Here is a 24546-nt window from a genome sequence, read left to right on the forward strand (position 1 = left end):
ATGACTATTGAGTGGATGTCTTTCCTGCTGGTCTTTGCCGCGACCTTGGTGTCGACGATGTTCGTGGTGTTGATGTTTTCCACGGGCGTGCGCTTGCAATCGATGCACGACGCGGCAATCGAGGAGGGTCTGTCTAATACGAAACGCCTCAAAGCGGGCTATTACGCGTGCTATGCGGTCTCTGGCGTGATCGTTCTGATTGGTATCGCGCTGATCGTTCCGGCGCTCCATAAAGCTCTGGGTTTTTGACGTGGGGCTTCTGGAACGTTAGATAGCGATGAGGGCGGGCCACCATCGATGGTGGCCCGCCCTCATCGTGCGTTGCGGCTTGTTGGCCTGCCGTGGCCGCGGTTTGCACTAGCGCGGATTGTATTACCGAGGGTTGATGATCTGGTTGGTGATGCGCGCGCTCGCTACGAGTTTGTCTTGCTCATCGTAGATTTTGATGTCGTGGCTCGTGGTGGTGCGGCCGAGGTGGGCTGGAGTGCACACGCCACGCACACGACCGGAGACTCCTGCACGGTGGTGGGTGATGTTGAGGTCAACACCTACCGCGACTTTCCCGTGGAGACCGGAGTCGACGATGTGCAACGCGGCCGCGAACGAGCCGAGGGTTTCCGCGAGTGCCGCGCTGGCACCGCCGTGGAGGATTCCGGCAACCTGGGTGTTGGTTTCAACGGGCATGGTTGCGGTGAGCTCATCGACTGTGAACTTCTCGAAGACGATTCCGAGCTTGGTTACCAGCTCGCCTGGACCGTGATGTCGCAGATACTCCCAGGCCGCAGGCGGGATGTTCGCTTGGGTCAGTTCTGCCGCAAACGGGTGGTTTTCGGTGGCTTCACAGGTGCCGGCCGTTTCGGGTTTCGGGCTTTTGTCAGTCATGGGCATTAGGCTTTCATACGTGAGTGTCAACGCAAAGTCTTCATCGTCTGCATCTTCGTCGTCTTCTGAACCTAAGCCACGTTTGCTCGTTATCGATGGGCATTCGATGGCGTTCCGCGCGTTTTTCGCTTTGCCTGCCGAGAATTTTTCTACGGCTACGGGCCAGTACACGAACGCGGTTCATGGTTTCGTGTCGATGCTGTTGAAAATGATTGAGCAGCGTGAGCCGACCCATGTTGCGGTCGCGTTTGACCTTTCTGGTCCCACGATTCGCTCGCAGCAGTATGAGGAATATAAGGGCGGCCGAGCTGAGACGCCGCCAGAGTTCGCGGGCCAGATTGAGTTGATCGATCAGGTTATGGCTGCGATGAACATCCCGACGCTCACGTACGAGGGCTACGAGGCCGATGACATTTTGGCGACGCTCTCGACCCGGGGTGCCGCTGATGGCTTTGAGGTTCTGGTTGTTTCGGGTGACCGGGACACGTTCCAGCTGATCAACGACGACGTGCTCGTTTTGTATCCGATGCGCGGCATTTCGGATATCCCGCCGATGGACGCCGCAGCTGTTGAGGAGCGTTACGGGGTTCTTCCGCAGAATTACCCGGATATGGCCGCGCTGGTGGGGGAGAAGGCCGATAATCTGCCGGGTGTTCCTGGCGTGGGCAATAAGACCGCGGCTAAGTGGATCAATCAGTACGGCTCGGTCGAAGACATCCTGGCTCATGCGGATGAGATCAAGGGCAAGGTCGGTCAGAACTTGCGTGATCATGTCGATGATGTGCGCCGCAACCGTGAGCTGAACGCTTTGGTTCGGGATTTGGATGTGGATGTCACGTGGGATGACATGCGGGTGCGTGAGCCTGAATGGGACCGTATTGAGGACTTGTTTGATTCGCTTGAGTTCAATACGTTGCGTCGTCGTTTGAATGATGTGATGGGTGGCTTGAGCGAGGACGAAGGCCCGGCTGTTGAGCTGCCGAATGCGGTGTCTGCTACTTCTGCGAAAGAGATTCGCGAGTGGCTTGATGAGGTGGCCGCCCCGGATGCTGTGGCTGGTTCTGTTGCTGCTTTGCGCGCTGAGCTTGCGGCTGAGCATGCGGTGGGCGAGGCATCGGATGTCCTGAGCCTTTCGGTTGCTGTGCTTCCGGAAGGGGCGGCGCAGGCTGAGGTCTTGCAGGTTGATCTTGCCCAGCTGGATGAGGAAGCTACCGATGTGGTGGCGGGCTGGCTGGCGGATGCCGAGCGTCCGAAGGTGGTCTATGACCTCAAGCCGATGCTGAAGGCGCTGTGGGCGCGTGGCTTGAAGGTCGCGGGCGTCATCGATGATGTTGCGTTGTCTGCGTATTTGGTTCAGCCGGATCGTCGCGGTTACGCGCTTGAGGATCTTGCTCAGCAGCATCTGAAGCGCACGCTGGGCGAGGCGGCGGCGCAGGAAGCTGGCCAGCTTGATCTGGGTCTGCACGAAGACGGTTCGGCCGTCGATGGCCGTGAGGCTGAGCGTGCGGATGTCACGTTGCGTTTGCATGCGGTTTTGCAACCGATGCTGGTGGATCGTGAGGCCGAGGACTTGCTGACGCAGGTTGAGGTTCCGTTGGCGAGCGTTTTGGCGCGCATGGAGGCCACGGGTGTGGCCGTGGATCTGGAGTCACTCGATGATTTGATCGACAGCTTCACTCAAAACATGAATCGTGCTCAGCAACAGGCTTTCGATGCCATCGGGCACGAAGTCAACCTGAGTAGCCCTAAGCAGTTGCAGGCGGTTTTGTTCGAGGAGCTCGAGCTTCCGAAGACCAAGAAGATCAAGACCGGTTACACGACGGATGCGGCATCGCTACAGGATCTGTTGGTCAAGACGGGGCATCCGTTCCTTGAGGCTCTGATGGCTCACCGTGACGTGAGCAAGCTGCGCCAGACCGTCGAAGGTTTGAAGAAGACCGTTGCGGCCGATGGTCGTATTCACACGACGTTCTCGCAGACTGCCGCGGCGACTGGCCGGTTGTCATCGTTGAATCCGAACCTGCAGAACATCCCGGTGCGTACCGAGGAAGGCCGCCGTATCCGCGACATCTTCACTTGCGGTGACAGCGCCGAACTGCTGACGGCGGACTATTCGCAGATTGAGATGCGCATTATGGCGCACCTCTCCGGCGATGAGTCGTTAATCCAGGCGTTCAAGGACGGCGAGGACTTGCACCGCTTCGTGGGTTCGCGTGTCTTCGATGTCGCCCCTGAGGATGTTTCGCCGGAGATGCGCTCCAAGGTCAAGGCGATGAGCTACGGCCTCGCATATGGTCTGAGCCAATTCGGTTTGTCCCAGCAGCTGGGTATTTCGGTCGATGAGGCCCGCACACTGCGTAACGACTACTTCAAGCGTTTCGGTGCGGTCCGCGATTACCTCGACGAGGTTGTCGACCAGGCGCGAGTGGATGGTTACACATCGACGTTACTGGGCCGCCGGCGTTATCTTCCTGAGCTGCATAGCGATAACCGCCAGCTCCGAGAGATGGCTAAGCGTGCCGCCTTGAACGCCCCGATTCAGGGGAGCGCCGCGGACATTATTAAGCTCGCGATGCTGAGGATTCCCGCCGCATTCGAAGAAGCGGGGTTGGAATCGAAGATGCTGTTGCAGGTCCATGACGAATTGATTTTCGAGGTCGTGGACGGCGAACAGGATAAGGTACGTTCACTCGTGGTTGAGATTATGTCCGGCGCGATGGAACTGTCTGTCCCGCTGGATGTGAACATCGGCAGCGGACGTACCTGGCACGATGCCGCGCACTAGCACAAGGTGCGACACAAAGCTTCCACAAAGATACTGATCTGGAGATAGAAATGAGCACTGACGTGGTTCGCGATGAGCAGTTCAGGGTTGTTCGGCACAGCCCGGAAGGCCCTCTGGGAAGCCCCGATCCGGTGACTGAAGCGTTCGTTGAAGCTATGGCGTTAAGCTTCCTGGAAGGGCGCCGGAGCAAGGAAGAGTTGCAGGGCAAAGTTGACCGTTTCCGCCTGGACGGTTCGCTCTTGACGATGGTTCATGACGACAACCAGCCGTCGATCGCTCTAGATGCCGAAATCCCTGTCGCGACGTTCGCGGAGTTCCCCGGGAAGCTGTGCGTCCGAGAAGACGTGCTGGTTGATACGCACATGGTCACTGAGGTGACAGTCCGTACCTCGCACCGTCGTCGTGGTTTGCTGACCAAGATGATGCACGCGTCCTTTGACCGAGCTAAGGAAGCCGGGCGTCCGTTGGCTGCGCTGACGGCAACCGAGGGCGTGATCTATGGTCGTTTCGGTTTCGGTGTCGCCGCGCATACGGGAACATGCCGCGTTAAGGTTTTGCACGGTTTGCGTTTGCGGGATTCGGCGATCAAGGCGATCGAGGATTCTGGTGTTCGTGTTGTGGTTCCGTCCTGGGACGAGATGCCTGCGATCCACCGTGAGTCCTCTGAGGCTTTCGTGAAGCGTATGCCGGGCCAAATTGCGCCGGTTTCTTCGCAGATTCGTCGTGCCGAGGGCATGAGCAACTATTCGGCTGAGCCGGGGGAGAACCACGACTTGCGTCCGCTGGTGGCTCTCGGCCCGGACGGCGCGGTTCGTGGTCACGCGATCGCTGAGTTCTCGGGCTGGGAATCCAATCCGTTCACGTTGCAAGTTCATGAGCTCATGGCGGCTGATCCTGTTGCGGAGCTCGCGCTGTGGCAAGCGCTGGGTGCCACTGACCTGGTAGCGGAGCTTTCCGCCGATGCGGTGGTTGCCGATCATGCGCTACGTGTTGCCTTGATCAATGGCCGCGATGTCATTGACGGAGAGACCAAAGATGCGTTGTGGCTACGGATGTTGGATGTTCCAGAGGCGATGCGTGCACGCGGCTTGAGCGCCGAGGGTTCCGTGGTTCTGAACGTGACTGATCCGTTGGGCTATGCGCAGGGTACGTTCCTGATCGAGACGGATGCCAACGAGACACGCGTTACTGAATCGCCTGAGGATGGCTCCATTGGCGCCGATGTTCCGCGCTTGAGCTTGGATGCCGAGGCGTTGGCTGCCTTGTACTTGGGTACGTGCCGCGTGGCTGATCTGGTTGCGAGTGGGCGTGCGCAGGCCGAGGAAGCTGACCTCGAAGCACTTCACGTGTTGTTCCACTCCAAGGTGCCTCCGATTAACACAACCTATTTCTGATGTTCTGGTTACATCGGCATCATGGGCAGAGTCTTGTCATGAGGCAGCAGTAGACGAAGGTCATACTTCATTGACTGGTCTGGCCCCATAGCATAGACTTGATTGAGTTGTGCATTTCGCGTGCCCTCACGCGTGCGCAATTTCATATTGTTCACTACTCGGAACAGCACATATCGAGCGAAGTATTCGCAGCTGTTTCCGACCGATTTACTATCCGTAACGGAGCCCCTACTACATGACCACTACGAACCCGGATCAGACCGGACTCCCGCAGGTCGCAGTCAACGACATCGGCTCGGAGGAAGATTTCCTCGCCGCAATCGACGCAACCATCAAGTACTTCAACGACGGCGATCTCGTTGAAGGCGAGGTTGTCAAGGTTGACCACGACGAAGTTCTGCTGGATATCGGCTACAAGACCGAGGGTGTTATCCCGTCCCGCGAACTGTCCATCAAGCACGATGTGGACCCGAGCGATGTCGTCGAGGTTGGCGACACGGTTGAGGCTCTTGTCCTGACTAAGGAGGACAAGGAAGGCCGTCTGATCCTCTCCAAGAAGCGCGCACAGTACGAGCGTGCATGGGGCGACATCGAGAAGGTCAAGGAAGAAGACGGCGTCGTTACCGGTACCGTCATCGAGGTTGTCAAGGGTGGTCTCATCCTCGACATCGGCCTCCGCGGCTTCCTGCCTGCTTCCTTGGTTGAGATGCGTCGCGTTCGCGACCTGGCTCCGTACATCGGCCAGCAGCTCGAAGCTAAGATCATCGAACTCGACAAGCACCGCAACAACGTTGTGCTTTCCCGCCGTGCATGGCTCGAGGAGACCCAGTCCGCAGTTCGCACTGAGTTCCTCAACAAGCTCGAGAAGGGCCAGGTTCGCGAGGGCGTTGTTTCGTCCATCGTCAACTTCGGTGCATTCGTTGACCTGGGCGGCGTAGACGGCCTGGTTCACGTTTCCGAGCTCTCCTGGAAGCACATCGACCACCCATCCGAGGTTGTCGAGGTTGGCCAGAAGGTCACCGTCGAGGTTCTCGAGGTCGACATGAGCCGCGAGCGCGTTTCCCTGTCGCTCAAGGCAACTCAGGAAGACCCATGGCAGACCTTCGCCCGCACCCACGCACTGGGTCAGGTTGTACCAGGTAAGGTCACTAAGCTCGTCCCATTCGGTGCGTTCGTTCGCGTCGAAGACGGCATCGAGGGCCTCGTTCACATCTCCGAGCTGGCTGAGCGCCACGTTGACCTCGCTGAGCAGGTTGTTCAGGTTGGTCAGGAAATCTTCGTCAAGGTCATCGACATCGATCTCGAGCGCCGCCGCATCTCCCTGTCCCTCAAGCAGGCCAACGAAGGCGTTGACCCAGAGGGCACCGAGTTCGACCCAGCTCTGTACGGCATGGCCGCAGAGTACGACGAGGCCGGCAACTACAAGTACCCAGAGGGCTTCGACCCAGAGACCAACGAGTGGCTCGAGGGCTACGAGGCTCAGCGCGCAGAGTGGGAGCAGCAGTACGCTGCCGCACAGGCTCGCTGGGAGGCTCACAAGAAGCAGGTTGCAGACGCAATGGAGAAGGACGCCGAGGCCGGCGCACAGCAGGCAGCTGCTCCAGCTCCAGCTTCCTACTCCTCCGAGGACCAGGGCGCTGCTGAAGACAGCGGCACCCTCGCATCGGACGAGGCTCTTGCTGCACTGCGTGAGAAGCTCACCGGCAACAAGTAAGCAACACATCGACTCCCGCTCGTGAGGTAAACACCCCTGCGGAGTAGATGATACGAAGAGGGCGGTTCCTTCCGGAACCGCCCTCTTTGCGTATCAACTTGCTGTGCGTATCAACTTCTAGTGCTTGGCAACTTCTTGTGCTGTGCTGAGCAACGCGTGCCCGGTGCGCAACTGCGGGCGAGCAGCAAGCCCGCCCGCAGGAGGACGTTAGTCCTTCTTCTCTTCGTCGAGGGTCACCAGCTGGATCGTCTGAGGCGCCTCGTTCGGGCGGATCAACATGCCTCGGCCAGCAGGGAAGTGGCGCGGACGGATCCGGCCGATGATAGGCCCTTCGCCGCTGTCGCCATCCATGAGCAGAGTTACTGCGCCGGCTTCGCGCAGGGATGCGAAGAACGGCTCATACATGGTTCGCGATGCGCCGCGAACTCGACGCGTGAGTGCAACATGCAGGCCGATGTCTCCACTCATCGCGAGGAACGGCGTGAACGCGTGCAACGGCGAGGCCGCGCCTGCGGTCAGCACATCGTAGTCATCTACGAGCAACACGATGCGCGGACCTTCGAATGCTGCGCTCTGTTGCTTGAGCGGGTCCACCTGTACACGCGACTGCACTTCCTTCACCACCGCGGCCGTCAGCTGTTCTGCGTGCATCGCTGATGCCGCATATCCTCCGAGGTATTCCTCCGGGATAACGTTCTGCAGGTCACGCCGCGGATCGAAGACAGCGAACACGAGCTCCTCGGAGCTGTACTGCTGCATGAGCTCGTGGGCGAGCACCCGTAGGAGGCTCGTCTTGCCGGCCTCTTCGTCTGCAAGCACTGCGAGATGCGGTTCGCGGCCAAAAAAGTCCAGGTACCGGATCGTCTGGTTGCGTTCCAGAACGCCGAACCGTGTGTGACCCGGGGCTGGCGCCGCCGGTAGCTCGTCCACATGGATGTGCGTCGGAAGCAAGCGGACAGTTCGTGGAGTCTGCCGAGGGTAGTGCATCTTGACGATCTCAACTGCCTCGTTGAACGCCTTGATAAGTCCGTCATCGCTCGGTTCATCGTCGATGCGTGGCAGAGCGACTTGGCCGATGCGGCCATCGATGTTGAAACCGCGTCCCGGCCTATTCTTCGGCAGGTGAGCGGCGGTCTTGGAACCGTGCATTGAATCGCTCGGCTCCGTCAACCGCATCTCCAAGCGCGTTCCGAAGAAGGACTGTTGAGCCATCCGGACTTCATTCCAGCGGGTAGCTGTCGCGACGATGTGGATGCCGTAGCCGCTTCCGCGAGTCAGGAGTGAGTAGAGCGAGTCTTGAAGGTCCTCGAACTCGTCGATCAATCCGCCCCAACCGTCCACGAAGAGCACCACGTCGCACACATCGAGCTCTGGGTGCTCACCCGAGGCGAACATTTCACGCATCGTGGATACCGAATCGATGTGCAAGGATTCGAACAGAGCCTCTCGCTCGGTCAAGAGGTCGGTGACTTCCTCAAGGGTTCGGCGCAAGGATTCTCTGCGCGTACGCACCGCGACACCTGCGGTGTGGGGAAGCCCCTCGATCGCGCGCAAACCTGAACCACGAAGGTCCAGCCCATACATAGTGACTTCGCGAGGCGAGTTCTCCAGCGCGAGCGAGAGCGCCATCGTGCGCAGAAGCGTGGACTTGCCGGTTGCCGGTCCACCCAAGATAGCGATGTGGCCACCCGAGTGGGTCAGGTCAATTTCCCAACGGCCCTGCCACTGATGTGCGGGATCATCCAAGACACCGATCGGAACCATGATGCTGTGTGCCGCGTCGGCCTGTGGATGCGTTGGCTCTGTGAGTACCTCTTGTGGCATCGAGAGAGCCTGGTCCAGCGTGAGCTTGTCCAGCAGTGGCGGCAACCAGATCGGGTCAGTCACGGCGGGGTAGCGGCTCATCATGTCCACGGATGCGCTGAGGACGGTCGGTCCTTCGGTATCATCGTCGGCGGTAACGGGTTTCGAGGCTTCGTCCTCGTCGTCGGCTTCGTCCTGCCGCCTGGTAGCTGTCATGAAGTTCTGCGCGTAGAACTGATCGATCAGAACTACAGGTGTAGAAGCTTCGTTAGCGTTGCTATCCTCAGCGGTCTCGATGGCGAGCGGGCCAGAGACGTAACCGGCTTTGAACTGTTCGTAGACGGTCGTATCGACCTTGAGGTATCCGTAACCGGGCAGCGGTGGCAAGTGGAAAGCGTCGGTGGTTTCCAGCACGGTGCGGGACTCCGCCTCGGAAAGCGTACGCAAACCGAGCCGGTAGGAAAGATACGTGTCCAAGCCTCGAAGCTTTCCGGCTTCGAGGCGCTGCGAGCTCAGTAGCAAATGCACGCCGATCGAACGGCCGATACGACCGATCGACATGAACAAGTCGATGAAGTCCGGCTGGGCGGTCAAAAGCTCACCGAACTCGTCAATCACGAGGAACAGGTGAGGCATGACCGGAAGGTCAGGATTACGACGCCGCGCACGCTGATAATCAGTGATGGAGGCGATGTTGCCCGCCGCTTTCAGCTGCTCCTGACGCCGCAGGATCTCACCTTCGAGGCTTGCATAGATACGGTCGACGAGCGAGACATCGTCTGCGAGGTTCGTGACGATTCCGGACACGTGCGGGATGCCCTTGAACGGGGCGAACGTAGCGCCACCTTTGTAGTCGACCAGAACCAGGTTGAGCTGTTCAGGGGAGTGAGTCAGAGCTAGGCCGAGGACCAACGTTCGCAGAAGCTCCGACTTACCGGAACCGGTCGCACCCACACACAGGCCGTGAGGACCCATGCCGTGCTGTGCGGCCTCCTTGATGTCTAGCCGCACCGGCTTTCCCTGCTGATCCAAGCCGATCGGAACCGTCAAGAAATCTGGTCCGAAGTTCGGTTCCCACGACCTTTGCAGGTGTTGTTCATCGAGCTCCTTGAGGCCGAGCAACTGCGTGAACTTCATGCCCGCTTGCTGCTCGGAGTGCTCGAGCGAATCATGTGAAAGCCGCATCGGCGCCAACACGCGGGAGATCGCTTGGGCGAGCGCCACATCGGACTCATCCAAAACACCCGTGTGCCGTTGTGCCACGGAACCGTCAGCGTCCAGGCGCTGAACCTCAACCTCGGCTACGGGCACGGCTGCGCCACCGTCACTGAGGCCAGCCTGATTCTTTCGGTCCTTGTTCTTGTTGTGTATTGAGTTGTTGTTTTGTACGAGGCGAGCGGAAACATCCCCGGGTTCCTCGAGCTGATTCCGCAGCGCGTGGATGACGGTGATGCCCATCATCTCGAGGTCGGTTGCCGCACCGGCGCTGAAGTTCTCTACCGGGCCGCTGTGCCTAAGGTCGATCACGAGCAGGCGCGGCTGGTTGAGATTGACCACTGTGTGGTTAGCAGGGGTACGGCGCAGCTCCGCGGTGGTCTGATAGCGGCGCTGAATGTTGCTGCGCAGAAGCGCAGAAAGCTCCGACATCGTTTCGCTGATGCGGGGGACTGGCCCAAACGCCGTCGGCTGCTCTTGATCGAGAATATGGGGGAGCCGGCGCACCCATTCCCAATTCTCTCGTGCCGCCGGTGGAACGAGGAATGCGAGTTGGAGGTCCTCAGGTGAATGAAGTGACACAGCTTGCAACACGAGATTTCGGATCGCCTGGTCACAAAACTCGGTGTCCCCGATGACCGAAACCGTGTGGTCCGCACCTAGATGCACACGCAAAGGCATATCGGGGGTGGTCGCGAACCGATCCTGAAGCACCTCAAGCTGCTGCTCGAGGTGCGGATCCGTGCTTTCGATGGATTGATCCTCGCCTTCAAGGCGGAACTCAACACCGGTCGCATCGCCGATGCCGCACCGGACGTTGAGGTAGTCGCTGTGTTGGCGCCGCCGCTCCCACAGCCGGGACGGGGTAGAGATCATCTCAACAAGAGCGCTCGTGCGAGGATCTGTCACCTGCGCGCGTGAACGTCGCTCCGCTTCTTCCGTACGCAGTTCGTGGTGTCGTTCCTCGAGGTATTCAAGGTAGTTATCTCGCAGTTGTTTGCGGCGCCGGGTCTGCTTCCCGTTCTGAGAGGTCATCATGACAATCGCGCCGATGACCGTCACGATCATCATCAACGCACCAACCGCCGCGAACGGCGAGCCCCTAAACAGCATCATGACGGTCATCGAACCCGCCATACCCAGCAGCGGAATGAGACCCATGAAGCCCATAGCACCGGACCCGCCTTCCTCGATCAAGGGAGGTCGTCGGATGGTCGCCAACTCGGGGTCGGCGGCAGGCGGTTCGGAACGAGCCGGACGGTGAAAGAGCCCGTTCGCTTCGAGTGCGGTCAGTGATCGGCTGTCTAGAGTCATGATGCAGCTTTCGCGACGGCGAGCACGGTTGCGCCGAGCTGTGCCGTTTGGAGTCGTAGCCTTTCTGAGAGCAGGTCCATGTTGAGCCGCCCGCCGGTTGCGACGTGGGCGTCGAAGCTCAGCTCAGGCAAGTAGTGTTTGCGGCTCGCCGGCAGATAAGTGCGCAGATTCGTCTGGCGGACGGCTTGCTTGGTTGCACGGATCTGTTTGGGCGAAGCATGGATGCTGTCCACGAGGATCGGAATGATCCCGATGTGCGGGAAGCGTTCGTGAATGTACTTACAGAACGCTTCGCTGACGTCTATCGCGGCCGGATACATCGGAATCGGAACGATAAGCGCGTGAAGGCCTGGATAGAAGGCATTGATGACCTGTTCGGTCATCGGCAGGTCAAGCAACGCTACAGACGCTTTTTCCGAGAGGAACTGGAAACTGTTGTGCAACAGCGCTTTGTCATCCAGGTGCTCTTCGCTTTCACCCCAGGGGATGTACCGCAGATAACGGTTGATTTCATCAGAGAACGTCCGGTAGTTCTGGTTGACGGCCGTATTCTTCTGATTCATAAGCTCAGAGAGCAACGCGAGACCTCGCTCATCGCTGACCTTGCGTGGATTTCGAGGACCTAAGCGGCGGAGCGTTGCGCCGTCACGGTTCAGTACATCCACGGCGAGGATTGATTCTTTACGGCCGTTCGCTAGCTGGTGCCCCAAGAGAGCTACAGTCGAGCTTGCGCCGGCCCCACCCAGTGGACTGGTGATACCGATGCGGCGCCCCGTAATGACAGATGTCTGGCATCCCTTCAAAGCGCGCTGATACGCCTCCGGGAACGGGTCAGACAGCAGCAGGTGTACAACGCCACGGGTTGCGCGAACCCACCACGAATCGCCTCGAGTTGTTGACGTGTATTTCGGGGTCGAAGATTTCTTCTCCGGGCGCGCCGGTTGCTTCTTCTTTAGAGGATGCGTCGGCATCTTGGTCTTGGAAAACATATTCAGGAAGTCCACCCTTCCGGCCGGTGTTTACCCCTGGAACGTCTCGATCAGGCGCGCGTAGAGGCCGAACGCACCCACCAGAACAGGGAAAATAGACAGTGTGAGCAAGGTTTCGATGCGGCGAGCACCCAGACGTAGACCCGCCGAGACATGCGCCGGGATTCGCCACAACGGTTGCGTCAAAATGAGGACCAACAAAAGCCCAAGTGCACCAGGCATAATCCATTCAGGCATCGATACGAACGGCAACCCGGCCCAGAAGACCCCGCCGATCACCGCGGCACCCAGCATGCACGTCTTCTCTGAGACCAGCGGCATGTGACGCGACCGCAAAGTCACCAACGCCATCGTGATCAAGACGAGCGACGTGATCCACGGATTATCTCCGGTGGGCCCGAGCAAGAACACAGCGGTGAGCATCGTGAAGCAAATGAGCCACATCATGACCGCCATACCGGCGTGAGCGCGCATGACACGCGAAGCAACCGAGCTGCGGTACGGACGTTGACCGTCGGCGAGGTCATCGTCAACGCGGCTGAGTCCCGAGAGGATCAAAGCGATACGCGGGATCAAACCAACCAGAACGCCGCTGAGGGTCAGCATCCACAAGCCGAGGTGCTGAAAGCTCAAATCCAGAGTGAAACCGAGGTACCACAGGCCCGCTGTCGTGATTGAGGCTATGCCGATCAGCAACGCGGTTTTCCAAGCTCTGTGGTTGAGTGCGAGCGTCAAGAGAGTCGAAGCGATCCATGCGTGGGCGATCATCCACCCGGTGAACGGAGCCGGCCCCGCTAAGAAAAGAGCGAGGGCTAGAAGCGTTGCGGATATGGCCGTGAGCTCGATGTCGGTAGCCCACCAGCGGTGGTCGATGACCGCCATCGCCACGAGAGGCACGGCCGCTGCGGCTAGTGCCCAGGTGAGGAATGAGTCACTGTCTGGTGCCGGCAAGAGTCGCAACGCGAGGGGGACTGCCAGAAGCAGGACCAGCACCGTGCTCAGCAACCGGCCTTTGGTAAAGCGGACGGTGCTTGCCTGGTCGGCTGTGAGTTCCGCGCTCGTATCGGCTAGGTCGTAGACGACGGGGGAGCGGACGATCTCGTCGCGGCGGTCCAATCGGATCAGGGAACCATCAGTGATCTGTGCGTCCGCCAGCGTTTCATGGAGCGCAAGACTGCCTCCACCGACCGGCGTCAACGTGAGCTCCTGAGGCGCTGCTTTCACACCGGTGTGGGTGTGTTTCAGGATCTGCGGAATGAGTTCCCCGACGCTCACACCCGAAGGCAGCAACATTTCGACGTTGCGGTCTGCTGCCAAGACCGTGATTCTGCGGTATCCGGTGTTCACCATTCGGCAACCTCATCGACGGTGCGCTGAATCGGCATCGATTCCTTTGTGGGCGTCCAGGTGCGGTTCATACGCTCTTTTTCTTTTTGGAACAGGCTTGAGATGAATGAGAAGCCAACGCAACCGGCACATATGAGAGCGGCGATAATCAGACCGATCACGACGTGTTTGATGCCGGTCATGAAGGTTCGGCGGCGACGGTCATTGCCGTAAAGAAGCGCGAGGCTGAGTCGTTGCCGACGAACAGCTACTGATTCGAGGATCTGTTCGTCATGGTTTTGCATGGGCCTCCTCAGCGCATTCACAGAAGCGGAAAGTGATAGCGGCCCGATTATGCGCGCCCTACGTTACAAGCGAGTTAATGGCTCTGGTCAATCCAGTGACGTAAGGTTCCGCGAATGTTTAGCAAATGTGTTCTACGAAACAGTAACTAATTCATTCGCCCCAAGATCACGGTTCTAAATCGGGTTAACGCAACTTCAACAGATTAAAGAATGGGAATTCTTGGGGGTTCAATCTCGGAGTTCACGGGAGTAGCGTGACCAACGTTGGTCTGGGGCTTGGTGTGCGTAACAAGCCGGGGTCCCCGGGCTAATACATCAATTGGAAAGCTTTTGAAGGGACATACCAATGAAGTTCGATATGGGATCGCAGACCCTCGCAACTCTGAACCAGAAGACCTCCGGATCCAACGATGACCTGGGTGGTCTTGTTCGCCAGCTCGTTGACGCTGTTTCTCCACTTGAGGGCAAGTTCAACGGTCAGGGTCGCGTAAAGTTCGACCAGTTCAAGGCTCGCACCGACGAGATCGCTGCGGACTTGAACTCCTCCCTGTCCAGGATTGCTCAGGGTCAGTCTGAGATGAATGTAGCTACTCAGACTGGCGACCAGGAGACTGCAGACAACTCGACTCGCAACGAGTCCTCTGCAAACTTTGACGGCGCTCGTTTCTCGTCGTCCCGCTAATTCTTCAACAGCATAGTCTTTGCTGATTCTTATTTGATTTTTATTTTACGCACAAGTAAATCTTTCTCACTTAGTCTTTTAGGAGCAATCATGTCTTTGGATCGTATTTCGTTTGACACCGGTGTTTCTGGTCAGGTTCAGGGTGACATTCAGGGCATCATTTCCCGCCTTGAGAGCCTGATCAGTGAGCGTGACGCTCAGGTCGCTGAAGCTATGGCCGACTTCCAGATGGACGGCGTGGACGCTGAATACCAGCACGTTGAGAAGCGTTGGCACAACGCTTCGAACGAGGTTCGCAGCATCATCAACTTGGTTCGCCAGACCCTGTCGAACAACGACGAGACTGCAGTCAGCACGCAATCCCGCGCACGCAACGCAGTCGCAAACATCGGCTAACAGCGGCCTCTAAGGCCCGGAAATTCTGTTCCGGAAGGTTGTGACTATGTTCTATTCCATTCAGCATCCTGACGCCACGGGGACCGTTGCTGCGACGAACGGTGCCGCTGAAGAGCTAACTGCTGCAATGACCGAACTCTCAAATGCGTTCGTGGCGGCTGGCGGTGCTCTGCCGCATTCGCCAGTCGTGACGAACGCCCTGGCAGCTGTCTTTATGGGAGCACTCCAGCCTGCATCGGAGTCGGTCATCAACCGGGTCAACACAGCAACCAGCAGCACGAGCATCGCGCTCAGCGCGTACTTGCAGGGCGACCAGCAGATGAGCGCCCACGTGTGCGTGGCTCCAACTAAGCCCGATATGCCGGGGGTGAGCTGAGTGAGCTTCGATGTTGTAGAACTTGATCAGAGTAGTTCGGCGAGCTCCGCAGGTTCGGACATCCGGTCAGCCGGCGAGGCCATCGTGGGCGCGATGAACAGTGTTCAAGGTCGGTGGAGCCCCATCGGTGGGCAATACATTGCGCCGGAATCCGGGCAGGTCGTCACCGCGATGGAAACTCCCACGATGACGAGCGTGCAGATTGATGAAGCTACGCAACGTGTGAAATCGGCGTTGGATTCATACGCTTCCGCGTTGGACTCATTGAATCAACAGCGTGACCGGATTCTGGATAAGATCGCACGGTACGACGCTATGAATCCGGCTCCTGACGATCTTGAAGGGCAGAAGGAAAAGGAACGGCTTCGCCAAGAGATCGAGTCCGACTGCCAACAGCTGGCTCAAGATAAGGACAGCGCGCAGAACGCGTGCCAGGGCCAGTTGCTTGGCATCTCGGTTGCCGGACACTCGGCATCGATGGCGGACGGGGTCGATCTTGCGAAGGCCAATGAGGCTGGCGGCAAGGTCGTCGGTAGCTTCTTCAAGACTCTTTGGGACAAGGTTGCGCGCAACAACAGCGTTGAGGGACCGTTTGGCGTCATGGCTCAAGCGAGCCTACTGTTTATGGACAAGTGGAAGTACACCGCGCAGTTCTTCCAGATGTCGGGTCGCTGGACCACCATGATCAGCGGCGATACTGCGTGGAAACTGCCGAAGACGTTCCAGTATCTGGCCGATAAGGGAGGCGTCAGCCTGGCCTTGATCCATAAGTTCAGCGGGTGGCAACATGGTGCCACTCCGCAAAGCTGGAATCCGATGGCTAAACCGACCACCTTCAAGGAAGGGGTCAAAGCCTTCGCCGGTCGATCGCTGTTGAAGCTCGAAGGTTCAGGCAACCGCGCTGCGCTGAACGCGGTTGACAAGCCGTTCATTAGTTCCATGAGCAATGCCGGCAAGGCTCTGTCGAGGGCAAGCACCGTAGTTGGCCTCGCGACCACGGGTATGGCGAGCTGGCAAGCGGACTCTAAGACCTATCCGGCTATGGGTAACGGCGAGAAGCTTGCCCGAGCAGGTGTCAGGGCAGGGGCCTCCACAGCGGGCGGATGGGTTGGAGCCAAGACTGGCGCGGCTACAGGTGCCGCGCTGGGTTCCTTTGTCGGACCAGTTGGTACCGCCGTCGGCGCAGTCGCAGGTGGCATCATCGGCGGTGTCGTAGGTGGCAAGGCTGGCGGATGGGCCGGCGAGAAACTCATCCAGGGGGCTGAGTATGTGGCCCACTGAGCTACTGCAGCTGAGCGCGGCTCGTTAGCCTAAACCAACAAAGCTCGCGACAGTGCGACGCCGATGAGGAGGACAACGAAACTCATGAGCAACCCAGAGTCTGGGGTTACGATCTCTGAACATCCTGACGCACAGTTCAGGCTGTCCATTCCCGATAGTTGGGACGTGGACACGTCTGGAAGTGATAAGGGAATGTTCATTTACCAGGACACGACAGCGTGGGGCGGTCGCTTCCACCCCAATGTTGTGGTGATCCAGAGGTCGTACGACAACCGGCACGAGAACGAGGAAGACTACTACAAGGAAATCCTCGCAACCGATGCCGGTTTGGCAGAACAGCTAGCTGAATACCGGAACATCCATCTCGGGTGGGACACATTGGGGGACGACGACACGCCAGCAATCCTGCGGGTCGCTTCATACCGCAATGACGAAGGCACGCCACTCATGCTGTACCAATGGCACGCTGTGCGCAGCGGCATCGAGATCAGCTTTGCAGTGACGTTCCCAACCGCGTTATACCGGGAATGGGCGCAACCGGCATGGCTCTGGTCGAAGGATTTCGAATGGACAGTGTAGATACGAGTCAAGAAGAACAGCAGCTAGCGATCGTGTTGCCTCGCCACCAGTTCAGCGAACTGGTCAGCGGGACTTTCGAAGGCGACGGCCCCACGATCCATGATGTCGCTGATGAGCGTGTGCTTGACGACGGAAAGGCGCCATCACAGTACACACTGTTTTGGCACGTCTACACGACCTACCGAAGCTTCGCACTCATCGAAAGGCTACGTCCAGACGGTACCGAGAACAGGGTTTACCTCTGGATCGGCCCAGAAGGCATCATCGTTGCAGGGGACAACCAGACGGAAAGCACTGTAACGATGATTGCTACTGAGCTCGATAGTCGTTTCACGTTCCTGATTGATGGCATGGTTCTTGGCCGGCGTAATTTCCCTCGCGAATATGAGCCCGGCTACGGAGTCGTCCAGCAGAAGGACATCATGAATGTCATTTCGCCGGACCTTTCAGAAACAGAGAGGAGAGCATCCGCGAACAGGCTCGCTGAATCGGTGAGCCATGTTCAACCAGAGATGGCTCAAGACCTCGTGGATGGACAGTTTGAGGCGATTTCAATCGTTGTGGAATGGCAAGCTGGTTCCCGGAACGAGACCCGTAGCCTCGTCTACCTGGACACTCCGCACGGCTACCTTCTATACAACACGGAACGTCACATGATGCGCAAAGAACATCAGCTCGAGCCTGCGCCGGGCTGGTATGTCCTAGCGCAGGCTGTGAGCCTGCTCCCGACCGAGGAGATCATTGCTTCTTGGCAGGGGCAAGACTAGGGATCGGAGGTAACGCACTATGGGAGACATCCTTCTTTTCTCTGCCGTAGTCATTGCCACGATCGTGTACTGGATCATGTACGTCAAGGTTGTGCGCAAACCACAATCTGATTCGTGGTACCAAGACGTGTGGAGCATATCTAGTCTCTATGCGTTTCCGTACGGCTCTCTGATTGTGGGTTCGGCGGCGGCTTTGGGTCTGTTCGCTCAGCTCAATATTCCGGAGGATATCGCGTTCTGGCTCTACGAAATCCCGTTGCTGTTGGTCTTCATCACCGGGGTCATCGGGTTTCTGGGTGCTATGGGCATTCCGCTTCCTTACCCCTTCACCCCGAAATGGGTTCTTAAGAAACGCAAGGAAGAGCGAGCCAAGGCACGGGCACGGCGTGCAGAACGCAAGCGGAAACGTGAGGCTGCGAAACGTGAGGAACGTCGGGAGATGACCTCAAACATGAGTTGATATCCGCTCAGTATTGTGGGCGCTCAGGTGAAAGCCTGAGCGCCCACAACGTTTAACGCCCACAACGTTTAAGGTGCGCTGTTGTAGGGCAACTGTTCCTGAAGTGGCGGGGAATCCTAGACCCGGGTTTCCGTCACCGTGAACGTCGCATCACGGTCCAGTTGGCGAGTCTGCCCGATGTTCTCGCGCAGAAACGCCCGGTACCGCAAATGAGAATTCCACACAGCGATGATGCGGCCGCCTCGGCCCGCGATCTCACGAGCCGCAAACAACAACTTCTCACCAATAGCACGTTCCACCACGGCACCCTGGTGGAACGGCGGATTCACCAAAACAAGACGAGGCGAGTACGGCCTATCAGGACGCCTCGCATCGGCATGCCTCTCATCGTCCGCCGGCAACAAGTGCTCACCCGCATCAGCCGCAACCGCTCGCACCTGGTCAGCGACACCAGAGGCTCGGGCACTCGCGATCGTAGCTGCAACGGCCGCAGCGGAATCGTCCGTGGCCTCAACGTGAGCATCCGGCCAGCGACGCGCAGCCCACACGGCGATGGTCCCATTACCGCAACCGAGATCCACAACCTCCTGGCCGGGCTCCGGGTCGATGTCGTGATCCGAGATCGCTTCGAGCATGAACGTCGTGCCCGGATCAAGGCGGTTCCGCCCAAACACCCGGGCATCTCCGTGCAGCGTCACCTTGTTACCCGCAACCACGACAGTGCGTGGCTCCGGCGACAAGACCTTCCGAGTCGCATCGGCATCCTGTTGCCGAGCGTCAACCAAAACCTTCAAGACACGCGACTTCTTGCGGCCACGCTGAGGCTGAACCTCGCCAAGCCAGAGCTCAAGCGGCTTGTTCATCGCTGGCGTCATATGTTTATCGCGGCCACCGGCCCACACCGTCGCGCCATCCGCTACCAGCCCGCGCAACGCAACAGCCCAATACTCAACCTCGGCAACAGACCGAGGTAGCTGCCACAAAACCAGCCGGAACCCGCCATCGGGGGTAATGGCGGCATCGGCCACCTCATCCAGCGACGCGAAGGCAGAGAAGCCATCCACGCCAAGGTCCTCCGCGTTGGCCTTCAACGCGGTCAGCAAAGCAACCGAATCCTGAACCGTGACAACCCCACGCACGCCGGCCTCAATAAGGCCCAACGTCAGCGCGCCATAGCGGTCGCCCAGAACCAAGACATGTTCGCCGGTAAGACCCTCGGCAGCTACCTGGGCAAGGCCGTGATCCAAAAGCAGCTGGTCAGTAGCGTCCCACGCACGTAATTCGGGGGACTCGATGTCCGGCCAGCGCCGCAACGAACCCCAACTCGCCGGAACCTGCTGTGAGCCGCTACCGGCTGCTGAGCCCTGAACACCGGCCGCTGTGCCTTGATCACGAGTCACTGCGCCCACACCGCCCGTCCTTCCACGATGTCAACCTCACCGGCGAAGGCCGTCTGCAACGCGGCCCGCGCACCGCCGATGCCGTCCTCGGAATCAGCGACAGCGATCGTGATGCAACATCCGGTGGCCGAATACGTCGTGTCCAGCAACGTGTACCCCAAGCCGCGCATCACATGTTCGGCGCGGCCCGCCTGAGCCATGTCCACCGTAACCAAAAGTTCTCGCTGACGGTGCCACGTCTCAAAACGCGCGCCATCCAGCGCCTGCGAAACCGAATCCGAATACGCGCGAACCAAGCCGCCCGCACCCAACAGGATCCCACCAAACCAGCGCGTGACCACCGCGACGATGTCCGTGAGGTCGCGGCGCTCATCGGAGGTTTCACGCTGAGCCAGTGCCGTCAACATGGGGATGCCAGCGGTCCCAGCCGGCTCGCCGTCATCGGAAGAGCGCTGGGTGTCTTGATCAGGGCCCAGAACAAATGCAGAGCAGTGGTGGCGGGCATCGTGGAACGCGCGGCGCTGCTCCTCGATCACAGCGCGGGCATCGTCCTCGGTACGCACCGGCGCCAGGACGGTGCGGAACACGGAACGTTGAATCTCGATCTCGTGCACGTGCTCAGCCGCCAAACGCGTAAAGCGGGAGGCCCGCACGTGCGGGTCAGCAAGCTCAATCGGGGAGGAAGTCATCGTTTCCAGTCTAGATGCCAACTACAGTGGATGAAGGACCCAGCGAGCAGGACTCAGCGACCAAGACGCAGCCAGCAGGACCCGGCTTTCAAGGAGGCAACGTGACGGATCAGCCGAGGAACAACCCGCGCATCGGGCTCACAGGCGGGATCGCGGCAGGCAAGTCGACTGTTGCGCGGAGGCTCGCTGAGGAGCACGGCGCACTCATCATCGATGCGGACACGATCGTGCGCAAGCTACAGGAGCCGGGAGGCCGTGGGCTGGAAGCGATCGTCGCGGAGTTCGGCGACGACATGCTGACCGCAGACGGCACCCTGGATAGGGCCCGGCTCGGCGCCTTGGTCTTCAACGACGAGGATGCGCGGGCGCGCCTGAATGCGATCATCCACCCGATGGTGCGGGAAGAAGCGCAGCGCCTCGCTGACTCTGCCGCGCCGGGACAGTTGATCATCGAGGACATCCCGTTGTTGGTTGAAAGCGGCCAGGCGGGCCGCTTCGATCACGTGATGGTGGTTGAGGCACCGCTTGCCGAGCGGGTGCGCCGCATGGTCGAAGACCGCGGAATGCACGAGGACGATGCCCACGCCCGCATCAAGGCGCAGGCGACGGATGAACAGCGGCGTGAAGTCGCAACGCATGTGCTGGTGAACCACGGCTCGGTGGATGAACTACATCAAGCGGTCGATGCGGCGGTCGCCTCGATCATCGCGGTGCCGCGCGACGCTGATAGCGGCAGGGGTACCGACTAGGCTTAACGCATGTCGTTGGCGCAGAAAATTGATCGTGTGGTCCACCCGTTCGAGGTGGTTTCTGAATTCGAGCCGGCAGGGGATCAGCCGCAAGCTATTGCGGAGCTCAAGCAACGCATCGAAGGCGGGGAGAAGGACGTCGTCCTGTTGGGCGCGACCGGTACCGGTAAGTCCGCTACCGCGGCGTGGCTCATCGAAGCCGTGCAACGCCCGACGCTCGTCCTGGTTCAGAACAAGACGCTGGCCGCGCAGCTGGCCAACGAGTTAAGGCACCTGCTGCCGAACAACGCGGTCGAATACTTCGTCTCGTACTACGACTACTATCAGCCGGAAGCCTATGTTCCGCAGACCGATACGTTCATCGAGAAGGACTCCTCGATCAACGAAGAAGTCGAACGTCTTCGGCACTCCGCAACCAACGCGCTGTTAACCCGCCGCGACTGCGTCGTCGTATCCACGGTCTCCTGCATCTACGGCCTCGGTACCCCTGAGGAATATATCAAGCAAATGGTGACCCTCAAGGTCGGCCAGGAACTGGACCGCGACCAGATGCTACGGCAGTTCGTGCAGATGCAGTACACCCGCAACGACGTGGACTTCCACCGCGGAACGTTCCGCGTGCGCGGCGACACGGTCGAGATCATCCCGATGTATGAAGAGCTCGCGGTGCGCGTCGAGTTCTTTGGCGACGAGATCGAATCGATCCAGACCCTGAACCCGATCACGGGCGATGTGGTTCGCGACGAAAACGAAATGTACATCTTCCCGGCCTCCCACTACGTGGCCGGCGATGACCGCATGCACCAGGCGATCGGAACCATAGAGGACGAGCTGCGTGAGCGACTGCAAGAGCTAGAGAGCCAGAACAAGCTCGTTGAAGCTCAGCGCTTGCGGATGCGTACGACCTACGACCTCGAAATGATGCAGCAGATGGGCTTCTGCAACGGCATCGAGAACTATTCACGCCACATCGACGGCCGTGCAGCCGGTTCCGCGCCGCACTGCTTGCTGGATTACTTCCCGGATGACTTTCTGCTCATCATCGATGAGTCCCACGTGACTGTGCCGCAGATCGGCGGAATGTACGAAGGCGACATGTCCCGTAAACGGACCCTCGTCGAACACGGATTCCGTCTGCCTTCCGCGATGGACAACCGCCCGCTCAAATGGGACGAGTTCCTCGAACGGATCGGCCAGACCGTCTACTTGTCCGCAACGCCAGGCAGGTATGAGCTGTCCCAGGCCGACGGCTACGTCGAACAGATCATTCGCCCAACTGGCTTGGTGGATCCCAAGATTACAGTCAAACCAACCAAGGGGCAGATCGACGACCTCCTGGGTGAGATCAACGAACGCGTCGCCCGCAACGAACGCGTACTCGTGACGACGCTGACCAAGCGGATGGCTGAAGACCTCACCGACTACCTCGCCGAGAACGGGGTCAAGGTCGAATACCTCCACTCCGACGTCGACACCCTACGCCGCGTCGAGCTGCTCACCGAGCTGCGGATGGGTACCTTCGATGTGCTCGTCGGCATCAACCTGCTCCGTGAGGGCCTTGACCTGCCCGAAGTCTCGCTCGTTGCGATCCTGGATGCGGACAAGGAAGGCTTTCTGCGCTCCACGACCTCGCTCATCCAGACCATCGGCCGTGCCGCACGTAACGTCAACGGCGAAGTACACATGTACGCCGACACGATGACCGACTCGATGAAGCAGGCAATCGAAGAGACCGAACGCCGCCGCGAAATCCAGATAGCGCACAACGAGAAACACGGGATCACCCCGGCCCCTCTCAAAAAGAAGATCGCGGACATCACCGAACAGCTCGCACGCGAAGACGCCGACACCAACGAACTGCTCAACAACTTCGACTACGGCGCCGGCCACCGCGGCTACAACGCGCTACAAGACGACAAGAAGACCGATACACGCGGCGGAACCATCGCTGCGCCAAGCGAAGACCTCGCAACGCTCATCGCACAACTGTCCGAACAGATGCACGCGGCAGCCGCCGACCTTCAATTCGAACTCGCCGCACGATTGCGTGACGAAGTCGCAGACCTCAAGAAAGAACTGCGCGCCATGAAATCGGCCGAATAACCCTCCCGTAAAATAAACGAGAATGTATCGACTCACCGGGCTAGCCGGTGACGTGGGAAGGACCCCGTGGTCAATTTATCTACTCTGACCGCGCTCGCCGCGAGCGCGCCGACAGCGGGAGCATCGACCGCGAGCGTTACAACACCGATCCCTGTGTGGTTTGAAATCGGTTCGATGATCGTGCTGGTAGCGATCCTGCTGATCGACCTCATCGTGATCGGACGTCGCCCGCACATGCCGTCGATGAAGGAAGCCGGCATCTGGGTTGGTGTCTATGTTGCGCTCGCGCTCGTGTTCTTCGGGTGCATGTGGGCGGCCGCGGGGCAGACCGATGCGCTCCAGTTCCTTGCGGGCTGGATCACGGAGTATTCGCTCAGCATCGATAACTTGTTTGTGTTCATCATCATCATGACGAGCTTCGCGGTTCCGCGTGAACTGCAGCAGAAGGCTCTCATGATCGGTATCGTGATCGCGTTGATCGCACGCGGCCTGTTCATCCTTGCGGGCGCGGTTCTGATTGAACGCTTCGTGTGGGTCTTCTACATCTTCGGTGCGTTCCTGCTGTGGACTGCGATCAAGCAGGTCATGGATCATTCGGATGACGAAGAAGACCAGCCTGGCCTGGTCAAGCGCTTGACCGCCAAGCTCAACTTTGCCGACCACTACGACGGCTCCAAGCTGCGCACCACGGTCAACGGTAAGCGGATGTGGACGCCGATGGCGGCCGTCATTCTTGCTCTCGGCGTTACTGACGTGATGTTCGCGCTGGATTCGATCCCAGCGATCTACGGCATCACACAGTCGCCGTTCATCGTGTTCACGGCGAATGTTTTCGCGCTCATGGGTTTGCGTCAGCTGTACTTCTTGTTGGGTGGCTTGCTGGACCGCGTCATCTACCTGACGCACGGAATTGCTGCGATCCTCGTGTTCATCGGTATCAAGCTGATCCTGCACGCCCTACACGAGAATGAACTGCCGTTCATCAACGGCGGCAAGCCGGTACCGGTTCCGGAGATCACGACGGAGTTCTCGCTGATCTTCATTGTGCTCGCGTTGCTGATCGCGGTTGTGTGGTCGTTTATTTCACCGAAGGGCCGCGAGGTCGCTCACTGGGCTGCGGCTCGGGCGGCGGCTGAGAAGCGCATCGCGGCTCGCCGGAAGGCCGCAGAAGCGGAAGCGAAAGGGGCCGATGCCTCGGCTAAGACCGAGAAGAAGAAACCCGGCAAGCGTAAACCGAACGCATCGTAGCCAGCGTCCGCTTAGATAGAGGCTACAAAGCGGCACAGAGCGATGGGGTGGTCATTCCAACAGGAATGACCACCCCATCGCTGTCAGCG

Annotated in this window: 21 protein-coding genes; 14 read left to right on the forward strand and 7 right to left on the reverse strand. The window is 59.2% G+C overall.

All coding sequences use genetic code 11. The features are described 5' to 3' along the window. The gene (locus tag JOD50_RS08045; RefSeq protein ID WP_204881104.1) at window positions 1-249 is read left to right on the forward strand and encodes a hypothetical protein; all 249 of its coding nucleotides are present in this window, start codon (window positions 1-3) and stop codon (window positions 247-249) included. 123 nt (window positions 250-372) lie between these two features. Here JOD50_RS08045 and JOD50_RS08050 read toward each other — a convergent pair whose 3' ends face one another. Then, window positions 373-882 carry a hotdog fold thioesterase gene (locus tag JOD50_RS08050; protein WP_204881105.1) on the reverse strand — a complete coding sequence of 170 codons (510 nt, stop codon included), beginning with the start codon at window positions 880-882 and terminating at the stop codon, window positions 373-375. Between JOD50_RS08050 and polA the strand changes: the two genes are divergently transcribed. The 3 genes from polA to rpsA all read left to right on the forward strand — a co-directional run bounded on the left by polA (window position 881) and on the right by rpsA (window position 6775). Beyond that, window positions 881-3667: a DNA polymerase I gene (gene polA / locus JOD50_RS08055; RefSeq protein ID WP_204881106.1), complete on the forward strand. Its 2787-nt coding sequence runs from the start codon at window positions 881-883 to the stop codon at window positions 3665-3667. The two genes, JOD50_RS08050 and polA, sit on opposite strands and share 2 nt — an antisense overlap. Before the next feature lie 50 nt (window positions 3668-3717). Next, the gene (locus JOD50_RS08060) at window positions 3718-5061 is read left to right on the forward strand and encodes a GNAT family N-acetyltransferase (RefSeq protein ID WP_204881107.1); all 1344 of its coding nucleotides are present in this window, start codon (window positions 3718-3720) and stop codon (window positions 5059-5061) included. Window positions 5062-5296: 235 nt separating this feature from the next. After that, window positions 5297-6775 carry a 30S ribosomal protein S1 gene (gene rpsA / locus JOD50_RS08065; RefSeq protein ID WP_101630060.1) on the forward strand — a complete coding sequence of 493 codons (1479 nt, stop codon included), beginning with the start codon at window positions 5297-5299 and terminating at the stop codon, window positions 6773-6775. 207 nt (window positions 6776-6982) lie between these two features. Here the strand turns inward: rpsA and eccCa are convergent, their stop codons facing one another. Genes eccCa through JOD50_RS08085 form a run of 4 tightly spaced genes read right to left on the reverse strand, consistent with a single transcriptional unit; the run spans window position 6983 to window position 13727 of the window. Beyond that, window positions 6983-11107, reverse strand: a complete 4125-nt coding sequence (gene eccCa / locus JOD50_RS08070) for a type VII secretion protein EccCa (protein ID WP_204881108.1) — start codon at window positions 11105-11107, stop codon at window positions 6983-6985. Beyond that, the gene (locus JOD50_RS08075; RefSeq protein WP_204881109.1) at window positions 11104-12096 is read right to left on the reverse strand and encodes a hypothetical protein; all 993 of its coding nucleotides are present in this window, start codon (window positions 12094-12096) and stop codon (window positions 11104-11106) included. The genes eccCa and JOD50_RS08075 overlap by 4 nt, the downstream gene beginning before the upstream one ends. A 30-nt stretch (window positions 12097-12126) precedes the next feature. Then, window positions 12127-13446 (reverse strand): EsaB/YukD family protein, encoded by a 1320-nt coding sequence (locus tag JOD50_RS08080; protein WP_204881110.1) that lies wholly within the window; start codon window positions 13444-13446, stop codon window positions 12127-12129. After that, the gene (locus JOD50_RS08085) at window positions 13440-13727 is read right to left on the reverse strand and encodes a hypothetical protein (RefSeq protein WP_204881111.1); all 288 of its coding nucleotides are present in this window, start codon (window positions 13725-13727) and stop codon (window positions 13440-13442) included. Before JOD50_RS08085 ends, JOD50_RS08080 begins: the two co-directional genes overlap by 7 nt. Before the next feature lie 346 nt (window positions 13728-14073). Between JOD50_RS08085 and JOD50_RS08090 the strand changes: the two genes are divergently transcribed. The 7 genes from JOD50_RS08090 (at window position 14074) to JOD50_RS08120 (ending at window position 18268) form a co-directional block, all read left to right on the forward strand. Then, window positions 14074-14409: a hypothetical protein gene (locus tag JOD50_RS08090; RefSeq protein WP_204881112.1), complete on the forward strand. Its 336-nt coding sequence runs from the start codon at window positions 14074-14076 to the stop codon at window positions 14407-14409. A 90-nt stretch (window positions 14410-14499) separates the two neighbouring features. Further along, a complete protein-coding gene (locus tag JOD50_RS08095) occupies window positions 14500-14805 on the forward strand; it encodes a pore-forming ESAT-6 family protein (protein ID WP_204881113.1) in 306 nt (101 codons plus the stop codon). 46 nt (window positions 14806-14851) lie between these two features. After that, on the forward strand, window positions 14852-15181 hold the full coding sequence (locus tag JOD50_RS08100; RefSeq protein WP_204881114.1) for a DUF6507 family protein: 330 nt from the start codon (window positions 14852-14854) through the stop codon (window positions 15179-15181). After that, the gene (locus JOD50_RS08105; protein WP_204881115.1) at window positions 15182-16462 is read left to right on the forward strand and encodes a hypothetical protein; all 1281 of its coding nucleotides are present in this window, start codon (window positions 15182-15184) and stop codon (window positions 16460-16462) included. A gap of 84 nt (window positions 16463-16546) precedes the next feature. Next, the gene (locus tag JOD50_RS08110) at window positions 16547-17041 is read left to right on the forward strand and encodes a hypothetical protein (RefSeq protein ID WP_204881116.1); all 495 of its coding nucleotides are present in this window, start codon (window positions 16547-16549) and stop codon (window positions 17039-17041) included. Next, window positions 17029-17808, forward strand: coding sequence for a hypothetical protein (locus JOD50_RS08115; protein ID WP_204881117.1), 780 nt, complete (start codon window positions 17029-17031; stop codon window positions 17806-17808). The genes JOD50_RS08110 and JOD50_RS08115 overlap by 13 nt, the downstream gene beginning before the upstream one ends. 19 nt (window positions 17809-17827) lie before the next feature. Next, a complete protein-coding gene (locus JOD50_RS08120) occupies window positions 17828-18268 on the forward strand; it encodes a hypothetical protein (RefSeq protein ID WP_204881118.1) in 441 nt (146 codons plus the stop codon). A 116-nt stretch (window positions 18269-18384) separates the two neighbouring features. Here JOD50_RS08120 and JOD50_RS10630 read toward each other — a convergent pair whose 3' ends face one another. Then, complete coding sequence (locus tag JOD50_RS10630; protein ID WP_204881119.1) at window positions 18385-19677, reverse strand: methyltransferase; 1293 nt, start codon at window positions 19675-19677, stop codon at window positions 18385-18387. Further along, entirely contained in the window at window positions 19665-20357 is a 693-nt protein-coding gene (locus tag JOD50_RS08130) for an IMPACT family protein (protein WP_204881120.1), read from the reverse strand. Before JOD50_RS08130 ends, JOD50_RS10630 begins: the two co-directional genes overlap by 13 nt. Before the next feature lie 101 nt (window positions 20358-20458). On the opposite strand from JOD50_RS08130, the gene coaE reads away from it, so the two are divergent. The 3 genes from coaE to JOD50_RS08145 all read left to right on the forward strand — a co-directional run bounded on the left by coaE (window position 20459) and on the right by JOD50_RS08145 (window position 24457). After that, window positions 20459-21106: a dephospho-CoA kinase gene (coaE, locus tag JOD50_RS08135; RefSeq protein ID WP_338052074.1), complete on the forward strand. Its 648-nt coding sequence runs from the start codon at window positions 20459-20461 to the stop codon at window positions 21104-21106. Between the two features lie 9 nt (window positions 21107-21115). Further along, window positions 21116-23209 carry an excinuclease ABC subunit UvrB gene (gene uvrB / locus JOD50_RS08140; RefSeq protein WP_204881122.1) on the forward strand — a complete coding sequence of 698 codons (2094 nt, stop codon included), beginning with the start codon at window positions 21116-21118 and terminating at the stop codon, window positions 23207-23209. A 174-nt stretch (window positions 23210-23383) separates the two neighbouring features. Continuing rightward, window positions 23384-24457 (forward strand): TerC family protein, encoded by a 1074-nt coding sequence (locus JOD50_RS08145; protein WP_204881611.1) that lies wholly within the window; start codon window positions 23384-23386, stop codon window positions 24455-24457. Window positions 24458-24546: the final 89 nt, after the last annotated feature.

The organism is Pseudoglutamicibacter cumminsii, from assembly GCF_016907775.1.
Lineage (GTDB): Bacteria > Actinomycetota > Actinomycetes > Actinomycetales > Micrococcaceae > Pseudoglutamicibacter > Pseudoglutamicibacter cumminsii.